Annotated in this window: 16 protein-coding genes; 6 read left to right on the top strand and 10 right to left on the bottom strand. The window is 72.7% G+C overall.

Going from position 1 to position 16,882, the window contains the following annotated elements; all coding sequences use genetic code 11:
- The first annotated feature begins 214 nt into the window (after positions 1 to 214).
- Positions 215 to 1,639, top strand: a complete 1,425-nt coding sequence (locus tag DK419_RS05630; protein ID WP_109958220.1) for an MFS transporter — start codon at positions 215 to 217, stop codon at positions 1,637 to 1,639.
- A gap of 107 nt (positions 1,640 to 1,746) precedes the next feature.
- Here the strand turns inward: DK419_RS05630 and DK419_RS05625 are convergent, their stop codons facing one another.
- A complete protein-coding gene (locus DK419_RS05625) occupies positions 1,747 to 2,832 on the bottom strand; it encodes a 2'-deoxycytidine 5'-triphosphate deaminase (protein ID WP_109958219.1) in 1,086 nt (361 codons plus the stop codon).
- A gap of 60 nt (positions 2,833 to 2,892) precedes the next feature.
- On the bottom strand, positions 2,893 to 3,408 hold the full coding sequence (locus tag DK419_RS05620) for a hypothetical protein (protein WP_109958218.1): 516 nt from the start codon (positions 3,406 to 3,408) through the stop codon (positions 2,893 to 2,895).
- 130 nt (positions 3,409 to 3,538) lie between these two features.
- On the opposite strand from DK419_RS05620, the gene apaG reads away from it, so the two are divergent.
- Positions 3,539 to 3,931: a Co2+/Mg2+ efflux protein ApaG gene (gene apaG, locus DK419_RS05615; RefSeq protein ID WP_109958217.1), complete on the top strand. Its 393-nt coding sequence runs from the start codon at positions 3,539 to 3,541 to the stop codon at positions 3,929 to 3,931.
- A gap of 109 nt (positions 3,932 to 4,040) precedes the next feature.
- Entirely contained in the window at positions 4,041 to 5,225 is a 1,185-nt protein-coding gene (gene argE / locus DK419_RS05610; protein ID WP_109958216.1) for an acetylornithine deacetylase, read from the top strand.
- A gap of 136 nt (positions 5,226 to 5,361) precedes the next feature.
- Here the strand turns inward: argE and DK419_RS05605 are convergent, their stop codons facing one another.
- The 5 genes from DK419_RS05605 to DK419_RS05585 form a co-directional block, all read right to left on the bottom strand.
- Positions 5,362 to 5,973 (bottom strand): LysE family translocator, encoded by a 612-nt coding sequence (locus tag DK419_RS05605; protein WP_245442840.1) that lies wholly within the window; start codon positions 5,971 to 5,973, stop codon positions 5,362 to 5,364.
- A 71-nt stretch (positions 5,974 to 6,044) separates the two neighbouring features.
- Positions 6,045 to 6,575, bottom strand: a complete 531-nt coding sequence (locus DK419_RS05600; RefSeq protein WP_109958215.1) for a PRC-barrel domain-containing protein — start codon at positions 6,573 to 6,575, stop codon at positions 6,045 to 6,047.
- A gap of 106 nt (positions 6,576 to 6,681) precedes the next feature.
- Positions 6,682 to 7,698, bottom strand: coding sequence for an Hsp33 family molecular chaperone (locus DK419_RS05595; protein WP_109958214.1), 1,017 nt, complete (start codon positions 7,696 to 7,698; stop codon positions 6,682 to 6,684).
- 345 nt (positions 7,699 to 8,043) lie between these two features.
- Positions 8,044 to 8,991: an ornithine carbamoyltransferase gene (gene argF / locus DK419_RS05590; RefSeq protein WP_109958213.1), complete on the bottom strand. Its 948-nt coding sequence runs from the start codon at positions 8,989 to 8,991 to the stop codon at positions 8,044 to 8,046.
- Complete coding sequence (locus DK419_RS05585) at positions 8,991 to 10,184, bottom strand: aspartate aminotransferase family protein (protein WP_109958212.1); 1,194 nt, start codon at positions 10,182 to 10,184, stop codon at positions 8,991 to 8,993. The genes argF and DK419_RS05585 overlap by 1 nt, the downstream gene beginning before the upstream one ends.
- 300 nt (positions 10,185 to 10,484) lie before the next feature.
- On the opposite strand from DK419_RS05585, the gene DK419_RS05580 reads away from it, so the two are divergent.
- Positions 10,485 to 10,958: a RidA family protein gene (locus tag DK419_RS05580; protein ID WP_109958211.1), complete on the top strand. Its 474-nt coding sequence runs from the start codon at positions 10,485 to 10,487 to the stop codon at positions 10,956 to 10,958.
- A 35-nt stretch (positions 10,959 to 10,993) separates the two neighbouring features.
- Positions 10,994 to 11,749 (top strand): glycerophosphodiester phosphodiesterase, encoded by a 756-nt coding sequence (locus DK419_RS05575; protein ID WP_109958210.1) that lies wholly within the window; start codon positions 10,994 to 10,996, stop codon positions 11,747 to 11,749.
- A gap of 1 nt (position 11,750) precedes the next feature.
- Here DK419_RS05575 and DK419_RS05570 read toward each other — a convergent pair whose 3' ends face one another.
- The 3 genes from DK419_RS05570 to DK419_RS05560 all read right to left on the bottom strand — a co-directional run bounded on the left by DK419_RS05570 (position 11,751) and on the right by DK419_RS05560 (position 13,407).
- Positions 11,751 to 11,978, bottom strand: a complete 228-nt coding sequence (locus tag DK419_RS05570) for a hypothetical protein (protein WP_109958209.1) — start codon at positions 11,976 to 11,978, stop codon at positions 11,751 to 11,753.
- Between the two features lie 167 nt (positions 11,979 to 12,145).
- Complete coding sequence (locus DK419_RS05565; RefSeq protein ID WP_109958208.1) at positions 12,146 to 12,367, bottom strand: hypothetical protein; 222 nt, start codon at positions 12,365 to 12,367, stop codon at positions 12,146 to 12,148.
- Between the two features lie 152 nt (positions 12,368 to 12,519).
- Complete coding sequence (locus DK419_RS05560; protein ID WP_109958207.1) at positions 12,520 to 13,407, bottom strand: MBL fold metallo-hydrolase; 888 nt, start codon at positions 13,405 to 13,407, stop codon at positions 12,520 to 12,522.
- A 272-nt stretch (positions 13,408 to 13,679) separates the two neighbouring features.
- Between DK419_RS05560 and DK419_RS05555 the strand changes: the two genes are divergently transcribed.
- Positions 13,680 to 16,820 (top strand): autotransporter serine protease, encoded by a 3,141-nt coding sequence (locus tag DK419_RS05555; protein ID WP_162561154.1) that lies wholly within the window; start codon positions 13,680 to 13,682, stop codon positions 16,818 to 16,820.
- The last annotated feature ends 62 nt before the right edge of the window (positions 16,821 to 16,882 follow it).

The raw sequence follows: 16,882 nt of genomic DNA, 5'->3' as shown, positions 1-16,882 counted from the left end.
GAAAGCGGAGCCCGGATTGCCGGAGGCAGCCCCGGAACCGCCGGCGGTGCCGCACAGATCGGGACGCTGTCCGCGTCATCCTGATCGTCCTGCGCACCTGGATTCCGGGCTCCGCTTCAGCGCCCCCGGGAATGACCATGAGGGTGTCGCGCTCGTCGAGCGGAACCAGCAAGCGACTTGAAAAACCAAAACATGACGGAAGAGGAAGCGCACCATGTCGATCACCGCGACGACGCCTGATGCTGCCCGGCAGGCGAAACAGTTCCGCACCGTCCTCTGGGTGATGAGCCTCGCCCTGGTCGGACTGATCTTCGACGGCTATGACCTCGTCATCTACGGCGCGTGCGTGTCGACCTTCCTGCGCGACCCGACGCAGCTCGGCGCGGTGACGCCCGCCATCGCCGGCCAGCTCGGCAGCTACGCGCTCCTCGGGGTCCTGGTCGGGGCGCTGCTGGCCGGTTCGGTCGGCGACATCGTCGGCCGGCGCAAGGTGATGCTGGTCGCCTATGCGTGGTTCTCGGTCGGCATGGCCGTCACGGCGATGACCGGGACGACCGCCACGTTCGGGCTCATGCGCTTCCTCACCGGGCTCGGCGTCGGCGCGCTGGTGGCGACGACGGCCGCGCTCGTCTCCGAGTTCGCGCCGCGGGGCCGGAAGAACCTGTGCAACGCCGTCGTGTATTCGGGCGTGCCGCTCGGCAGCCTGATGGCCGCCGCCCTGGCCATCGCGCTGTTGGGAGCGATCGGCTGGCGCGGCCTGTTCTGGATCGGCGCCCTGCCCCTCGTGACGCTGCTGCCGCTGGCCTACGTCAAGATGCCGGAATCGGTGGCCTGGCTCGTCGCCCGGGGCCGGCTGGACGAGGCGCGGGCGATCGCCGAGCGGACCGGCGTCGCGATGCCGGGCATCGCCACGGTGCCGAGCATCGCCACGGTGCCGAGCATCGCCGCGATGCCGAGCATCGCCGCGGTGCCGGGCGGTGCCGCTGCGGCGCCCGAGGCGGCGGAGGCCGGACGGGCGGGCTGGGCCGGCCTGTTCGCCACCTACCCCCTCCCCACCCTGCTCCTCGGCCTGATGAGCGCCACCGGCCTGATGCTGGTCTACTCGCTCAACACCTGGCTGCCCGAGCTGATGCTGCGCGCCGGGTTCGACGCCCGCGGCTCCCTGTCCTTCCTGGTGGTCCTCAACGGGGGCGCGGTGCTCGGCGCCCTGCTCGGATCGAAGGTGGCGGACGCCTTCGGGGCCAAGCTCGCGGTCGCCGCCTGCTTCGCCATCGGGGCCGTCGCGATCCTGCTCCTGACGATGGGCTTCTCCCTCGGCGTCCTCCTCGCCATCGTGGCGCTGGTCGGCATGGGAACGAGCGGCACGCAGACGCTGATCTACGGGCTCACGGCGAACTACTACCGCACCAACGTGCGTAGCGCCGGCGTGGCGTGGTGCGCGGGCTTCGGGCGCCTAGGGGGCGTCGGCGGCCCGATCCTGGGCGGGGTCCTGGCGGGCGGCGGCTTCGCGCTCGAGACGATCTTCGGCATCCTGGCCGGGCTCGGCCTGCTCGGCGCCCTGCTGACCCTGCTGGTGCCGCCGGCCCGCCCGGCGGCCGAGGTCGCGCCGGCGGGGGCGGGCGTGACGGAGCCGGCGTGACGAGCGCTCCCTTGTCACACCGTCCGGGTCATCCCGGGGCCGCAAAAGCGGAATCCGGGATGACGATGGAGGGTTTTCGGGTCCTGCCGGCGAGTCGACGGGCGGCGTCAGACGAAGTGCTTCGACAGCTTCAGCCCCTGCGCCTGGTAGTTCGAGCCGGCGGCGCTGCCGTAGAGGGCAGCCGGGCGCCGGGCCATGCGCTCGTAGACGAGGCGGCCGACGATCTGGCCGTCCTCCAGCATGAACGGCACGTCGCGGGAGCGCACCTCGAGCACCGCCCGTGCGCCGGTGCCGCCGGCCTCGGCGTGGCCGAAGCCCGGATCGAAGAAGCCGGCGTAGTGGACCCGGAACTCGCCGACGAGGGGATCGAACGGCACCATCTCGGCGGCGAAGTCCGGCGGCACCTGCACCGCCTCCTTGGAGGCCAGGATGTAGAATTGGCCCGGATCGAGGATCAGCGTGCCGGAGCCGTCGGCCCGCAGGGGCTCCCAGAACTCGCCCGCCGGGTAGGAGCGCGGTCGGTCGACGTCGACGAGGCCGGTATGGCGCTTGGCGCGGTAGCCGATCAGCCCGTCGAACCCCGAGAGGTCCACCGAGACCGCGACGCCGCCCTGGAACGACGGATCGGCGGCGTCGACGAGGGGCGTCGTCGCGTGCAGGCGCGCGAGCGCCGCATCGTCGAGCCGCACCGCGCCGCGGCGGAAGCGCAGCTGCGACAGGCGCGAGCCGGTGCGCACCAGCACCGGGAAGGTGCGCGGCGAGATCTCGGCGAAGAGCGGGCCGGCATAGCCGGCCTCGACCATGTCGAATTCCCGCGCCTGATCGGTGATCACGCGGGTGAACACGTCGATGCGCCCGGTCGAGCTCTTCGGATTCGCGCTCGCCGCGACGTCGGGCGGCAGGGCCAGCCCCTCCTGCAGCTCGGCGATGTAGACGCAGCCGGTCTCCAGCACCGCGCCCTGGCGCAGGTCGATCTCGTGCAGCTTGAGCTTGTCGAGGCAGGCGGCGACGTCGCGGGTGCGCCCCGGCAGGAAGCTCGCCCGCACCCGCCAGGCCCGGGCGCCGAGGCGCAGGTCGAGGCTCGCCGGCTGGATCTGGTCGTCCGCGAAGGCGGCGGCGGGGCGGATCACCCCGGCGGCGGCGAGCGCCGCAATGCTCTCCGCCGATTGAATCCCGTCCTCGAGCTGCACCATGATCCGTCCATCCTCAACGGGCCATCGTCGTATGCCACGGTTTCGATGAGGTGAAGAGGCTCACGCCTCGTCGCGCACCCCCCGGACGACGGCGAGCGCGAGGCTCGCCCGGGCGATCGCCCCCATGGCGGTGAGGCCGGCGAGCGCGCTCGCGATCAGGGGCTGCCGCTCCGGCAGCAGGATCATGGCCGCGACGGCGAGCGCCGCGACGACGTCGGCCGCCCGTCCGCCGGCCAGCACGAGGGTGTGCAGGTCGAGGCCGGGCAGAGCGATTCCGGTCCGGGCGGCGGCGAGCGCGGTCAGGCGCCCCGCCGCGACCTCGAGGAGGAGCGCCGCGACGAGCGCCGCAGCCGGCCAGCCCGGCATCCGCCAGGCGAGCGCGACGGCGAGGGCGGCGCGCAGCCAGGGCCCGCTCCCGGCCCCTCTCCCCTGCCCCGGGCTCGCGAGGAGCGCCAGGCCGCACCAGGCCGCGAGCAGGACGAGCGCCGCGGGATCGGCGCGCAGGGCGAGCGCCGCGGCGGCAGCCAGCCCCGCGGCGGCGCCGGCGGCGGCTGTGGACGAGGGGAGAAGCCGCATGACGGGGGAGGATGCCTCGTGCAGGATTACCGACTGCCATCGCCGGTGATTGACGATCCGGAAGGCCGGACGTACCACGCCCCCCGCCGGCCGTCGCGCTCACGCGCGGGCCGCCAGCGGAGGTTCCCTGATGTACAAGGCCGAGACCCGCGGCATCAGCGTGTCCGTGCAGCCGCGCTTCGTCGAGGAGGAATCCTCGCCCGACAGCGGCCGGTACTTCTTCGCCTACACGGTGGAGATCACCAACAACGGCAGCGAGCAGGTGCAGCTGCGCTCCCGCCACTGGCGCATCGTCGACGGCCGCGGCGAGCTGCAGGAGGTGCGCGGTGCCGGCGTCGTCGGCAAGCAGCCGGTGCTCGGGCCCGGCGAGTCGTTCAGCTACACCAGCGGCTGCCCCCTCACGACGCCGGACGGCACGATGGAGGGCACCTACACGATGTCCACCGCCGACGGCAGCAGCTTCGAGGCGGCGATTCCCGCCTTCTCGCTCGACTCGCCCCACGTGCGCCGGGTGATGCACTGACGGGCACCCGTGCTCCGGCGTCTGGGGAACCTTGCGCCGGCGCGGCTGTCGAGGGGGCTGAGCTTGCGCTAAGACCGGGGCATTCCCTCCCCGCGAGACAGCCCGCCCGATGACCAAGACCGGCCCCCGCCTGACCCCGCTCGAACTCCTCGCCCGGCTGGTCTCCTTCGATACCGAGAGCCAGAAGTCGAACCTGCCCCTGATCCGCTGGGTGGCCGAGTACCTCGACGCCTGGGGCGTTCCCTACGTGATCGCGCCCAACGAGGCCGGCGACAAGGCGGCGCTCTTCGCCACGGTCGGGCCGATGCGGGACGGCGGCGTGGTGCTGTCGGGCCATACCGACGTGGTGCCGGTGGCCGGCCAGAACTGGACCAGCGATCCCTACACCCTGCGCATCGCCGACGGCCGGGCCTACGGCCGCGGCGCCGTCGACATGAAGGGTTTCGACGCGCTGTGCCTCGCGCTCGTGCCGGAGATGCTGGCGGCCGACCTGAAGACGCCGATCCACATCCTGCTCTCCTACGACGAGGAGCTGACCTGCCTCGGCGTCGCCGACGTGATCGCGCGCTTCGGCGTCGACCTCCCGCGGCCGGGCGCGGTGATCGTCGGCGAGCCGACCGACCTCGACGTGGCCGACGCCCACAAGAGCATCTACACCTACCGCACCACCGTGCACGGCCACGAGGCGCATTCCTCGAAGCCGGCGCTCGGCGCCAACGCCGTGATGGCGGCGGCCGAGCTGGTGGCGGGCCTCAACCGCATCGCCGACCAGATGGCGGCGCGGGGCGACGCCGGCGGCCGGTTCGATCCGGGCTACACCACGGTCCATGTCGGGGTGATCGGCGGCGGCACCGCCCGCAACATCCTGCCCAAGGCCTGCGAGTTCCAGTGGGAGTTCCGCGGCCTGCCGGACCTTCCCCGGGACGAGATCCCGGCCCTGTTCGATCGGGAAGTCGAGCGGGTGACCCGCGAGCGGCTCAACCGCTTCGGCGCCTACGGCCGCATCGAGACCGAGGAGGATGCCGCGGTGCCGGGGCTGGCGCCGGAGCCCGGCTCCCCGGCCGAGCGCCTGGCCCTGCGGCTCGCCGGCCGCAACCACACCATCACGGTGCCCTACGCCACCGAGGCCGGCCGCTTCCAGCTCGCCGGCCTGCCGACCGTGGTCTGCGGCCCGGGCTCGATCGACCAGGCGCACCAGCCGGACGAGTACATCACGCTGGCGGCGTTCGAGGCGGGCGAGGCTTTCCTGCGCCAGCTGGTGCGGGATTGCGCGGCGGGGTGGAGCCCGGTGTGAGGCGAAACTGGTCGCCTCGGCCCGTCCGCTTTCGCGTCTTCCGATGCTCGACCTCATCCTGAGGTGTCGGTCGATCGACGATCGCCCAGCACCTCAGGATGAGGATCAGGGTAGGATGAAGGAGGCTCTTGGATCCTCAAGGCCGCCGCGCCAGCGCCAAGCCCACCCCGGCGCCGAGCAGCAACCCGCCCGTCACCCGGTTGCGCCAGCGTCCGCGCGCCAGGACCACCCGGGCGCGTCCCGCCGCCAGCGCCCAGACCACGTCGCCGCCGATCGCCAGCACCAGGAAGGTCGCGGCGAGCAGCAGCAACTGTCCGAGGGGTTCGGCGTCGCGGCTGACGAACTGAGGCAGGAACGCGCCGAAGAACAGGAGCGTCTTCGGGTTGGTGAGCGCCACGAGGAAGCCGCGCAGGGCGACGATCCGGACGGCCCGGGGCTCGGGCGCGGTCCGGGCGAGGTCGGTCGCGGGCGCACGCCAGGCGGAAAACGCCAGCCAGACGAGGTAGAGAACGCCGAGCCAGCGCAGGGTCTCGAACCACGCCGCCATCACGGCCAGCATCGCCGAGAGGCCGGCGACGGTGAGGGCGAGCTGGACCGTGAGCGCGGCGCCGACCGTCGCCACCGTGATCAGCCCGTAGCGGGTGCCGTGGGCCACGCTGTTGGCGACGATCAGGGCGACGTTCGGGCCCGGGATCAGGATCAGGACGATCGTGGCGGCGACGAAGCCGAGATAGAGGTCGAGGGGCATGATGCGTCCGGCGGTGAACCCGGCCGGCAGCGTGCCACGCGCGCCGCCGTCCGGCCAGCCGGACGAGGTCCTTACTGCTGCGCCGGCTGGGTCGTGGTGGTGCCGGTGGCGGCGGGCGCGTCGGATTTCGGCGCATCGGCGGTCTTCGGGGCGTCGGACTTGGCCTTGTCGGGCTGCTGGCCGAGATAGACGTATTCCGGCGCGGCGCGGAGCTGGTCCTTGTCGGTGTTGATCACCGCCTTCAGGGTCTTGTCGTCGACCCGGGTGACCTTGAGCGCCTCGCGCGCCACCGACACGTACTTGGTGCCGAGGCCGAGGAAGCCGCCGACGCCGACGACGTAGGACTTCACCGCGAGATCGGGCCCGAGCACGATGTCGGCGATCGAGCCGATCGTCTCGTTGGCGCCGTTCTGGATGCTCTGGCCGATCAGCTTCGAGGCGACGAGGTCGCTCGGCTCCTGCGCGACGAAGGTCGGGCGCAGGTCGTTGGCGAGGGTGGCGGGCGTCCCCGGCACCGGTGTGGGACCGCTCGCACCCTGCGCCAGGCCGGCGCTTGCGCCGGCGACGAGGAGGAACGCGGCGGCGAGGAGGGGGCGGGACATCGACGGCTCCGGCATCAAGCGCCCGACACGCTCGGGCGCTTGATGAGTCGGTTGCGGTGCGAAAGGTTCCCTCCCGCACGCGCTTTCCCCACGTCAGGCCCGAGGGTCAGGCGTTCGCGCCGCCGGCGATCTCGGCCTCGACCTCGGCCGGGTCGAGGTCGTAGTGCCGCGAGCAGAATTCGCAGGTGATGCCGATGCGGCCGTCGTCGCCGACGATGTGGCGGCGCTCCTCGGCCGAGAAGTTGCGGATCATCCCCATCACCCGCTCGCGCGAGCAGCGGCAGGCCTCGTGCACCCCTTGCGCCTCGAATACCCGTACGCCGCGCTCGTGGAACAGGCGGTAGAGCAGGCGCTCGCTCGAGACCGTCGGGTCGACGAGCTCGTGATCCTCGATAGTCGCGACGAGGGACTTGGCCTCGACCCAGGCGTCGTCCTCCCGCGTCGTGGCCTCGTCGAGGAGGGCGTGCCCCTCCGGCAGGTCGCCGGGCGGCAGGTCGGCCAGCCGTGCGCGGTCGGGCGAATGCGGCAGGAACTGCATCAGGAGCCCGCCGGCGCGCCAGTTGCCGCCCTCCCCCTCGACCTGCTCGGCGACGGCGAGGCGCACCCGGGTCGGGATCTGCTCCGATTGGCGGAAATACTGGTGCGCCGCCTCCTCGAAGCCCTGGCCCTCGAGGGCCACCACGCCCTGGTAGCGGCTCTGGGCCGAGCCCTGGTCGATGGTCATCGCGAGGTGGCCGCGGCCCAGAAGCTCGGCGGTGCCGGCGCGGGGCCCGGCCGCCGCGACGCGGTCCGCGTCGAAGCGCGCGGTGGCGCGCACGCGGTCCGGCGCCTCGAAATCGACCACCACCATGTCGACCGGGCCGTCCGACTTGGTCTGGAGCTGGAACCGGCCCTCGAACTTGAGCGAGGAGCCGAGCAGCACCGTCAGCGCCGCGGCCTCGCCGAGGATGCGCGCGACGGTGTCGGGATAGCCGTGCCGGCGCAGGATCGTGTCGACGGAGGGGCCGAGGCGCACGACCCGGCCGCGCACGTCGAGGGGCTCGACCGCGAAGGGCAGGATCGCATCGTCGCGGCCCTCTGGAGCCTGGGACGCGGGACCTTGGGAAGATGTGGTGTCGGACATGCTCTCACCGCCGCCGGCGCGTCTGTCGGCCGGCTCTCGCGCACGATCTGAAGGTCTCCCGGCGAGGGGCCTTCCGCGCGAGCCGCACCGCAGGGCCTCGCGGGGAGCGGGCTGGCGGAGCGAGGGCGGGAGACGCCGCGGCGAGAGACCGGCGTATCCCGCTATATGGAGGCCCGGGCGATGTTTTCGAAGGGGTTACGCCCGAGCCGACGCGTCGGACCCCGACCGGTCCACGGCACTCGCACCCTCTTCCTCACCCCGGGGCCGCGAAGCGGAACGCGGGATGACGTCGAGGATGGTCGAGGCGTCGGCCGGAGCGACCGGATCGACCGGTCGAGCAGGCTGTCAGAGCACCGCGCCGAGGCACCAGGCCAGGATGCCCTTCTGGGCGTGCAGCCGGTTCTCGGCCTCGTCGAACACCACCGATTGCGGCCCGTCGATCACCTCCGCGGTGACCTCCTCGCCGCGGTGGGCCGGCAGGCAGTGCATGAACACCGCGTCCTTGGCGGCGGCCGCCATCAGCCGGCCGTTGACCTGGTAGGGCATCAGGAGGTTGTGCCGGTGCGCCTCGTCCTCGTCGCCCATCGAGACCCAGCAATCGGTCACGACCGCGTCGGCCCCCGCCACCGCCTCGAAGGGATCGGCGGTGATGGTGAGGTCCGCGCCCTCGGCCTTGGCCCGGGCGATCAGGCTCTCCGGCACCGGCATCTCGGGCGGGCACGCGACGTTGAGGCGGAAGTCGAAGCGCGCCGCGGCGTGGGCCCAGGAGGCCAGCACGTTGTTGGCGTCGCCCGACCAGGCGACGGTGCGGCCCTTGATGGGCCCCCGATGCTCCTCGAAGGTCAGCACGTCGGCCATGATCTGGCACGGGTGCGAGTCCTTCGTCAGGCCGTTGATCACCGGCACGGTGGCGTACTCGGCCAATTCCAGCATCATGCCGTGGTCGAGGATGCGGATCATGATCGCGTCGACGTAGCGCGACAGTACGCGGGCGGTGTCGGCGACGGTCTCGCCGCGGCCGAGCTGCATCTCCCGGCCGGTGAGCATCAGGGTCTCGCCGCCGAGTTCCCGCATCGCCACGTCGAACGAGACGCGCGTGCGGGTCGAGGGCTTGTCGAACACCATCGCCAGGAACTTGCCGGCGAGGGGCCGCTCCGCCGGCGGCTCGCCCTTGCGGCGCCGCCGCTTCAGCTCGGCGCAGGCGTCGAGGACCGTGCGCAGCTCGGTCTTCGAGAAGTCGGTCAGGTCGAGGAAATGCCGGGGGGCCGGCGCGATCTTCACGGGCGCATTCATCACTCGGCGGCCCTCCGGCCCCTCGTTTCCATGGCGGCGCAGGCCGCCTCCAGCTTGTCGAGCGCGGCGTTCACCTCGTCCTCGCCGATGGTCAGCGGCGGCAGGAGGCGCACGACGTTGTCGCCGGCCGGGATCACCAGCAGGTGCTCGTCCCGGGCGGCGGCGGCGAAGTCGGTGTTGGTGACGACGAGGCGCAGGCCCGTCATCAGGCCCTCGCCGCGCAGTTCGTCGACCACGTCGGGATGGCGGTCCTTGAGGGCGGCGAGGCGCTGCTTCAGGAGCAGGCCCGTCTGCCGGACGTGGTCGAGGAAGCCCGGCGCGAGGATCACGTCGAGCACGGCGTTGCCCACCGCCATGGCGAGCGGGTTGCCGCCGAAGGTGGTGCCGTGGGTGCCGACCGTCATGCCGCGGGCGGCCTCGGCGGTGGCGAGGCAGGCGCCCATCGGGAAGCCGCCGCCGATGCCCTTGGCCGACGACATGATGTCGGGCGTCACGCCCGACCATTCGTGGGCGAACAGCTTGCCGGTGCGGCCGATGCCGGTCTGGACCTCGTCCATGATCAGCAGCAGGCCGTGCTCGTCGCAGAGCGAGCGCAGGGTGCGCAGCCACTCGTGCGAGACCACGCGCAGGCCGCCCTCGCCCTGGATCGGCTCGATCATCAGGGCGGCGGTCTCGGGGGTGATGGCGCTTTTCAGGGCCTCGAGGTCGCCGAACGGCACCTGGTCGAAGCCCTCGACCTTCGGGCCGAAGCCCTCGATGTACTTCTGCTGGCCGCCGGCCGCGATGGTGGCGAGCGTCCGGCCGTGGAAGGCGCCCTCGAAGGTGACGATCCGGTAGCGCTCCGGGTGGCCGCCGGCGGCGTGGTACTTGCGCGCCATCTTGATGCAGGCCTCGTTGGCCTCGGCACCGGAATTGGCGAAGAACACCACGTCGGCGAAGCTCGCCTCGGTCAGCCGCTGGGCCAGCCGCTCGGCCTCCGGCACCTCGAACAGGTTCGAGACGTGCCAGACCTTCTGGGCCTGCTCGGTCAGCGCGGCGACGAGGTGCGGATGGCCGTGGCCGACCGAGTTGACCGCGATGCCGGCGCCGAAATCGAGGTATCGCGAGCCGTCTCGGGCGATGAGCCAAGCGCCCTCACCGCGCTCGAAGGACACCTTGGCCCGGGCGTAGGTCGGCAGCAGCGAGGAGGTCACGATCTCGTCTCCGTCGCGGTCGAGTGAGTCGGTCGACCGGAAAACAAAGCGCCGCCTCGAAGGGCGGCGCGCGCGGATACTATGGAACGAGCGCGCCCTGTCAACGCCGGGGAGCGAAGATGACGCCGAGACGACGGCGAGATGCCCCTCGCTCGGGGTTGCGGCCGGACTTCCTTCCGGGCACAGACCGGCGGGCGGCCGGTCTCGGCCGCGCCGCGGCGGGGCGCCGCGGGACGACGGACCGGCCTTCGAATCCGGCGGGCGTCACGCCCCGGACGGGCCTGGTGGGAGACCAGACAGATGAGCGCGACCCTCGACCGCCTGAAGGAGCTCGGCCTCGCCCTGCCGCCGGCCGCGGCCCCCGTGGCGAACTACGTCGGCTTCCAGCGCAGCGGCAACCTGGTGATCATCTCGGGCCAGCTGCCCTTCGGGGCGAACGGCCAGATCGACCCGGGCCACAAGGGCAAGGTCGGGGCCGCGGTCTCGCCCGAGGCCGCCGCCGAGGCGGCGAAGCACTGCGCCCTGAACGTGCTGGCGCAGCTGCGCGCGGCGGCCGGCAACCTCGACGACGCGGTGGTGTCCTGCCTGCGGCTCGGCGGCTTCATCAACGCGGCGCCGGGCTTCTCGGCCATCGCCGGCGTGATGAACGGCGCCTCCGACCTGATGGTGCAGGTGCTGGGCGAGCGCGGCCGCCACGCCCGCTCGACGATCGGCGTCGCCGAGCTCCCCCTCGACGCCGTCGTCGAAGTCGAGGGCATGTTCGAGCTCCGCTGAGAGCCGAGACTCCGGAAGCCGAGACCTGTGAAGCAATGACAGACCGACTCGCCCCCGACTGGCTGACCGCCCGCCCGATCGCCCACCGGGGCCTGCACGACCGGGCCGCCGGCATCCCCGAGAACACGGTCGCGGCGGCGGAAGCCGCGATCAGTGGCGGCTACGCGATCGAGTGCGACGTCCAGCTCAGCCGGGACGGCGAGGCGATGGTCTTCCACGATGCCGGCCTCGGCCGGCTCACCGGCGCCGACGGCCCGGTGCGCGAGCGCGACGCCGCCGACCTCAAGACCCTCACGGTGCTCGGCAGCGGGGAAGCCGTCCCGACCCTGCCGGAGTTCCTGAGCCGCATCGCCGGCCGCACGCCGCTGATCGTCGAGGTGAAGACCCGGCACGACGGCGACCTCGCGCTGGCGAGGCGCACTGCCGAGGTCGTGGCGGCCTATGACGGCCCGGTGGCGGTGAAGTCGTTCGATCCGATCGTCGTCGGGGCGCTCGCCGACCTCGTCCCCGGCATCCCGCGCGGCATCGTCGCCGAGAGCGGGCACGACGACCCGGCTTACGCCGCCCTCACGGAGGCGCAGCGGCACGGGCTCGGCCAGCTCCTGCATTTTTCCGAGAGCCGGCCGGACTTCCTGTCCTGGCGCGTCGACGACCTGCCGAACGCCGCCACCCATCTCTGCCGCCTGCTCGGCCGGATGCCGGTGATGACCTGGACCGTGCGGACCGAGGCACAGGTGCGCCTCGCCCGGGCCCATGCCGACCAGATGGTGTTCGAGGGCTTCCGGCCCTGAGTCACGGACGCGCGGGAACCTGGAACCAGGCGAACCGGGGCACCAGGCCGGCGAGCGAGGCGCAAGGGCACTCGGCGGCGAGCGCGTCGGCCACGGCGTCGGCCTCCTCCATCGCGAGGCCGACCTGCAGCACGTCCTCGATCACCGCGATCGCGCCGGAGCGCACGTCGTAGACGGTCCAGCCGTCCCGGTCGCGGCGGATGTCGTAGCGGATGGCGTGGATCGACATGGGTGAGCGTCCCGGCTGGTGAGGGATGGCGTAGTCCGGTGAGGGCAGGGTCGATGTGCCGGCGCGCACGCGGCGCGGCGGGCAGACGATCCGACGGTGAAGCGCGACGCCCAACCCTCCCCCGCAGAGGGGAGGGTTCAGGGGCGACGCGCTTCCGAGGACCTTCATCACGCTCGCCCGATCGGCCCCGCCCGCACGTAGCCCCGCGAGATCAGTCGGTCGCGCTGGCGCGTGCGCCGCTCGGCCTCGCCGAGATCGGCGAGCGCGTCGGCGATCGCCCGGCGCAGGGCGAGGCCGGCATCGCCCCCGGCGGCCGTGAGGTAGGCCGCCGCGATCGTCTCGACGCCGGGCGCCCTCGCGTCCCGTCGCTCCGCCGGCTCGTGGTTCATGGATCGTCGCCCAAAGCTGCACGCCGCCGGCACCGCCGACTCACGCTAGAACATACCATGAACAAGCCACGGCGAGGGCGATGCGGTCAAGCTGTGTTCGCGCCTGTCGGCCACCATGAGGGCGGCGATGTGGATAGCGGGGAGAGAGCCCGTCAGGGCTTTCGCGTCATCGCCGGATCGCCGGCGCGGATCGGCGCCTCGACGTAGCGCCCCTCGTCCGGCACCGCCACAGCCTGGAAGTCGCGGGCGAGCCGGTGCAGGGCCTCGCGCAGGCCGGGGCCCCGCAGGGGCCGGCCGTGGCCGGTCAGCGCCAGTTCCGGCTCGAGCTGCGCCAGCGCCTCGACCGAGCGCCCGGCGGCGTCCCAGTCGACCGTGAGGTAGCGAGGCGGCCCGTGCATCTCGGGCGCTTGCGTCGCGACGGCGTAGACCGATTCCTGCGCCGTGGTGACGAAGGCGTCGCCGGCGATCAAGGTCCGGTCCGCGGCGCGCCAGAGCGAGACGTGGCCCGGCGCGTGGCCGGGGGTGTGGATCCAGCGCCAGCCCGGCAGCGGCGGCACGCTGCCGTCCTCCGGCAGGAGGTGCAGGCGGGCGCCGACATCGACGGGCTTCGTCGGGAACAGCGGCGACAGCCGGGCGACGAGGCCGCCGCCGACGCTCGGGTCCGGGGCCGGGTAGGCACCGCTGCCGTCGAGGTAGGGGCGCTCGAGCGGGTGCGCCCAGACCGGCACGTCCCATTCCTCCGCCAGGTCCTCCAGCACGCCGACATGGTCGAAATGGCCGTGGGTGAGCACGATCGCGGCCGGCCGCGCGCCCTCCCCGAAGCGGGCGGACGCGGCGGATTCGATCGCGCCCCGCGAGCCCATGATCCCGGCATCGACCAGCACCCAGCCGCGGTCGCCGGCCCCCGGCGGTCCGAGATAGGCGACGTTGACGATGGCGTGGCGCTGGTAGGCGAGGTCCGGGCGGAGCGCGTGGGTGCCGTCCGGGCCGGCGGGCTCGTCGACGACGCAATCGGGGCCGATCGGGATCTGCTGGGTCATGCCGGCACCTCGCGCGGGAACGCCCGGCTAATGCCCTACCGGAGTATCGGTTCCCGCGCGCCCGCGCCCGGACGGTCGAGCCGCGTGATGTTTCTGCCACGACGGCTCGGAAAGACACGATTGCGAAACGATCGCGGCACCAATCCGGCATTTTTGCGGCTAGCATCATCGTTAGCGCTTTCACGCGCCGTCTCTGAAGAAGAAGGCTGCAAAGCCCACGGTCAGATCGAGGAAATTCGATGCAAGTCAGGATACAGACGAGACGCAAGACGATGGCCGCCCGCGGCCTGATCTCGCTCCTCTGCTCGACGATCTCTTACGCAGCGTTGGCCCAGTCGTCCGGCTACCAGGATCCCGGCCGCCTCGGCGACGCCGCGAGCTGGCGCACGCCGGAATATCTGGGTGATTGGGGCCTGACCTCGATGCGGGCCGACCAGGCCTATGCCCGCGGCATCACCGGCCGCGGAATCGTGGTCGGTTCGGTCGATTCGGGCTTCCTCGCCACCCATCCGGAATTCGCCGGTCAGGTGACGCCGCTCACCGTCCAGGGCAATTACCTCGCGAACGGCTACCGCTACGAGACCGCCGCGGGCGTGCGCAGCGACCTGTTCTCGGCGGGCGCGTCGTTCTCGGTGCCGGGCACCTGGATCCGCGGCACCAACGACGACCACGGCACCCATGTCGACGGGACGATCGTGGCGCGGCGCGACGGCACCGGCATGCACGGCGTCGCCTTCGGCGCCAGCCTGCTCGCCACCAACACCAACGCCACCGATTCCTCGATCTACGGCGCCAACCAGGACTACACCTACTTCAAGGCCGCCTACGGCAACCTGGCGGCGTCCGGCGCGCGGGCGATCAACTCGTCCTGGGGCAGCCCGCCGCCCTCGGAGAACTACAACACCATCGCCGGGGTCGCGTCCGGCTACGCCAAGTTCCAGGGCCGGCTCGACTGGCTCGACGCGGTGGCCGAGACGGCCCGGCAATACGGCACGATCATGGTCTTCGCCGCCGGCAATGCCGGGGTGAACAACCCGACCGTGCGGGCCGCCCTGCCCTATTTCGAGCCCGACCTCGAATCGCGCTGGATCGCCGCCTCGGGCCTGACCATCGACGACGGCACGGCGTTCAACCGCTGCGGTCTCGCCAAGTACTGGTGCATCGCGGCACCCGGCCGCAACATCTTCAGCACCGTCACCTCGACCACGGGCGTGGCCGGCTACGGGACGAAGAGCGGCACCTCGATGTCGGCGCCCCACGTCACCGGCGCGCTGGCGCTGGTGATGGAGCGCTACCCCTACATGACCAACGAGCAGGCGCGCGACGTGCTGCTCACCACGGCGACCCATCTCGGCAGCGGCCCGGCCGACCGTCCGAACGAGACCTTCGGCTGGGGCAAGATCGATCTCGGCCGGGCGATGAACGGGCCGGGCCAGTTCCTCGGCCGCTTCACCGCCACCCTGCCGGGCGGCACCGTCGACACCTGGTCGAACGACATCTCGGACGCGGCCCTGCGCCAGCGCCAGGTCGAGGACGGCGCCGAGCACGCGACCTGGATCCAGGACAAGGCCGCCCGCGGCTGGAGCGCCGGCCTGCCGGCGGGCGCCACCGCCGACCAGCAGACCGAGTACACCTGGCGGGAGGCCCGCGACCAGGCCTTCCTCACCCGCATCTACCAGGGCGGGCTGACCAAGGCCGGCGACGGCGCCCTGATCCTGACCGGCGCCAGCACCTATACGGGCGCGACCGAGATCAACGGCGGCCTGCTCGCGGTCAACGGCTCGATCACCTCGCTGGCGAACGTCAATGCGGGCGGCACGATCAGTGGCACCGGCACGGTCGGCGGGCTCGCCGTCCGCTCGGGCGGCACGGTGGCGCCCGGCAACAGCATCGGCACGCTGAACGTCGCCGGCAACGTGAGCTTCGCGTCGGGCTCGCTCTACGCCGTCGAGGTCGCGCCGGGCGTGAGCGACCGCATCAGCGCCACCGGCGCGGCGCGGATCGACGGCGGCACCGTGACGGTAGCGGCGGAAGGGAGCGGTGCGCCCTTGAGCCCCGGGGCCCTGCGCGGGCTCCTCGGCCAGCGCACCACCATCCTGTCGGCGGCGCAAGGGGTCACCGGGCGGTTCGACGCGGCCGGTCCGGGCTACACCTTCATCGGGGCGAGCCTCGATTACGGCATCGACAGCGTCGGGCTGACGCTGTCACGCAACGCCACCACCTTCGCGTCGATCGGAGCCACCCGCAACCAGGCGGCGACGGGCGGGGCGATCGAGGCGCTAGGGACCGGTAACGCGCTCTACGAGACCGTGCTGGTCAACGCCGATGCCGGGGCGGCGCGCAACGCCTTCGCGTCCCTGTCGGGCGAGGTCCACGCCAGCGCGGTGACGGCGCAGTTCGAGACCGCGTTCTTCGTCCGCGAGGCGATCCTCGACCGGCTGCGTCGCGGCGACCTGTCGGACGCAAACCCGTTCCCGGGCCTCTCCGCCCCCGGCCTGCCGGCCGCCTACTCGGCCGACCTGCCGGGCCGGGTCGCGCCGCCGGTCCAGGTGCCGGCGCAACTCGTCGAGCCGCGCCCCTACGCGGTCTGGGGCCAGGGCTTCGGCGCCTTCGGGCGCACGCGGGGCGACGGCAACGCCGCCTCGCTGTCGCGCCAGATCAGCGGCTTCGTGCTCGGCGCCGACACGCGGATGGATCTCGGCGGGGTGCCCGGCGGCTGGCGGGTCGGTGTGGCCGGCGGCTACACCAACACCAGCCTCGACGTGACCGGCCGCGCCTCCTCGGGGGTGATCGAGAGCGGCTTCGGCGGCCTCTATGCCGGCACGACGCTCGGACCGCTGGCGCTCCGCTTCGGCGGCGTCGCCGGGGGCAACAGCCTGTCGCTCCGGCGCAGCATCCTGGCCCCCGGCTTCGCCCAGGGCCTCAGCGCCCGCTACGGCGGCATCACCGCGCAGGTCTTCGGCGAGGTCGGCTACCGGGTGGCCTTCGGGGCGGCCGTGATCGAGCCCTTCGTCGGCGCGGCCGCGATCCGCATCGGCCAGGACGCGTTCGCGGAGCGCGGCGGTCCCGGGGCGCTCTCCGGCCTCGGCCGCGACAACGACCTCGCCGCGACGACCGTCGGGGTGCGGGGCTCGACCCGGCTCTCGGCCGACCTGCCGGTGACCCTGACCGGCCTCGTCGGCTGGCGCCGGGCCTACGGCGACGTGGTGCCCAAGGCCCTCCTCGCCTTCGGCGCCGGCCAGACCGGCTTCCTGGTCGCCGGCGTGCCGATCAACCGCGACGCGGTGGTGGCGCAAGCCGGCATCGACTGGGCGGTGTCGTCCGCGGCGACGCTCGGCGTCTCCTATACCGGCCAGGCCGGCGAGCGGGCGCAGGACCACGCGGTGAAGGGGAACTTCACCTACCGGTTCTGACGGGGCGAAACGGGAAGGACCCGCCGCCTCGGCAGAGGCGGCGGGTCCTTCCTCATCGAATG

It is taken from the genome of Methylobacterium terrae (assembly GCF_003173755.1).
In the GTDB taxonomy this organism is placed as follows: Bacteria; Pseudomonadota; Alphaproteobacteria; order Rhizobiales; family Beijerinckiaceae; genus Methylobacterium; species Methylobacterium terrae.
The sequence above is the reverse complement of the archived record's forward strand: the minus strand, read 5'-3'. Positions and strand labels throughout refer to the sequence as shown.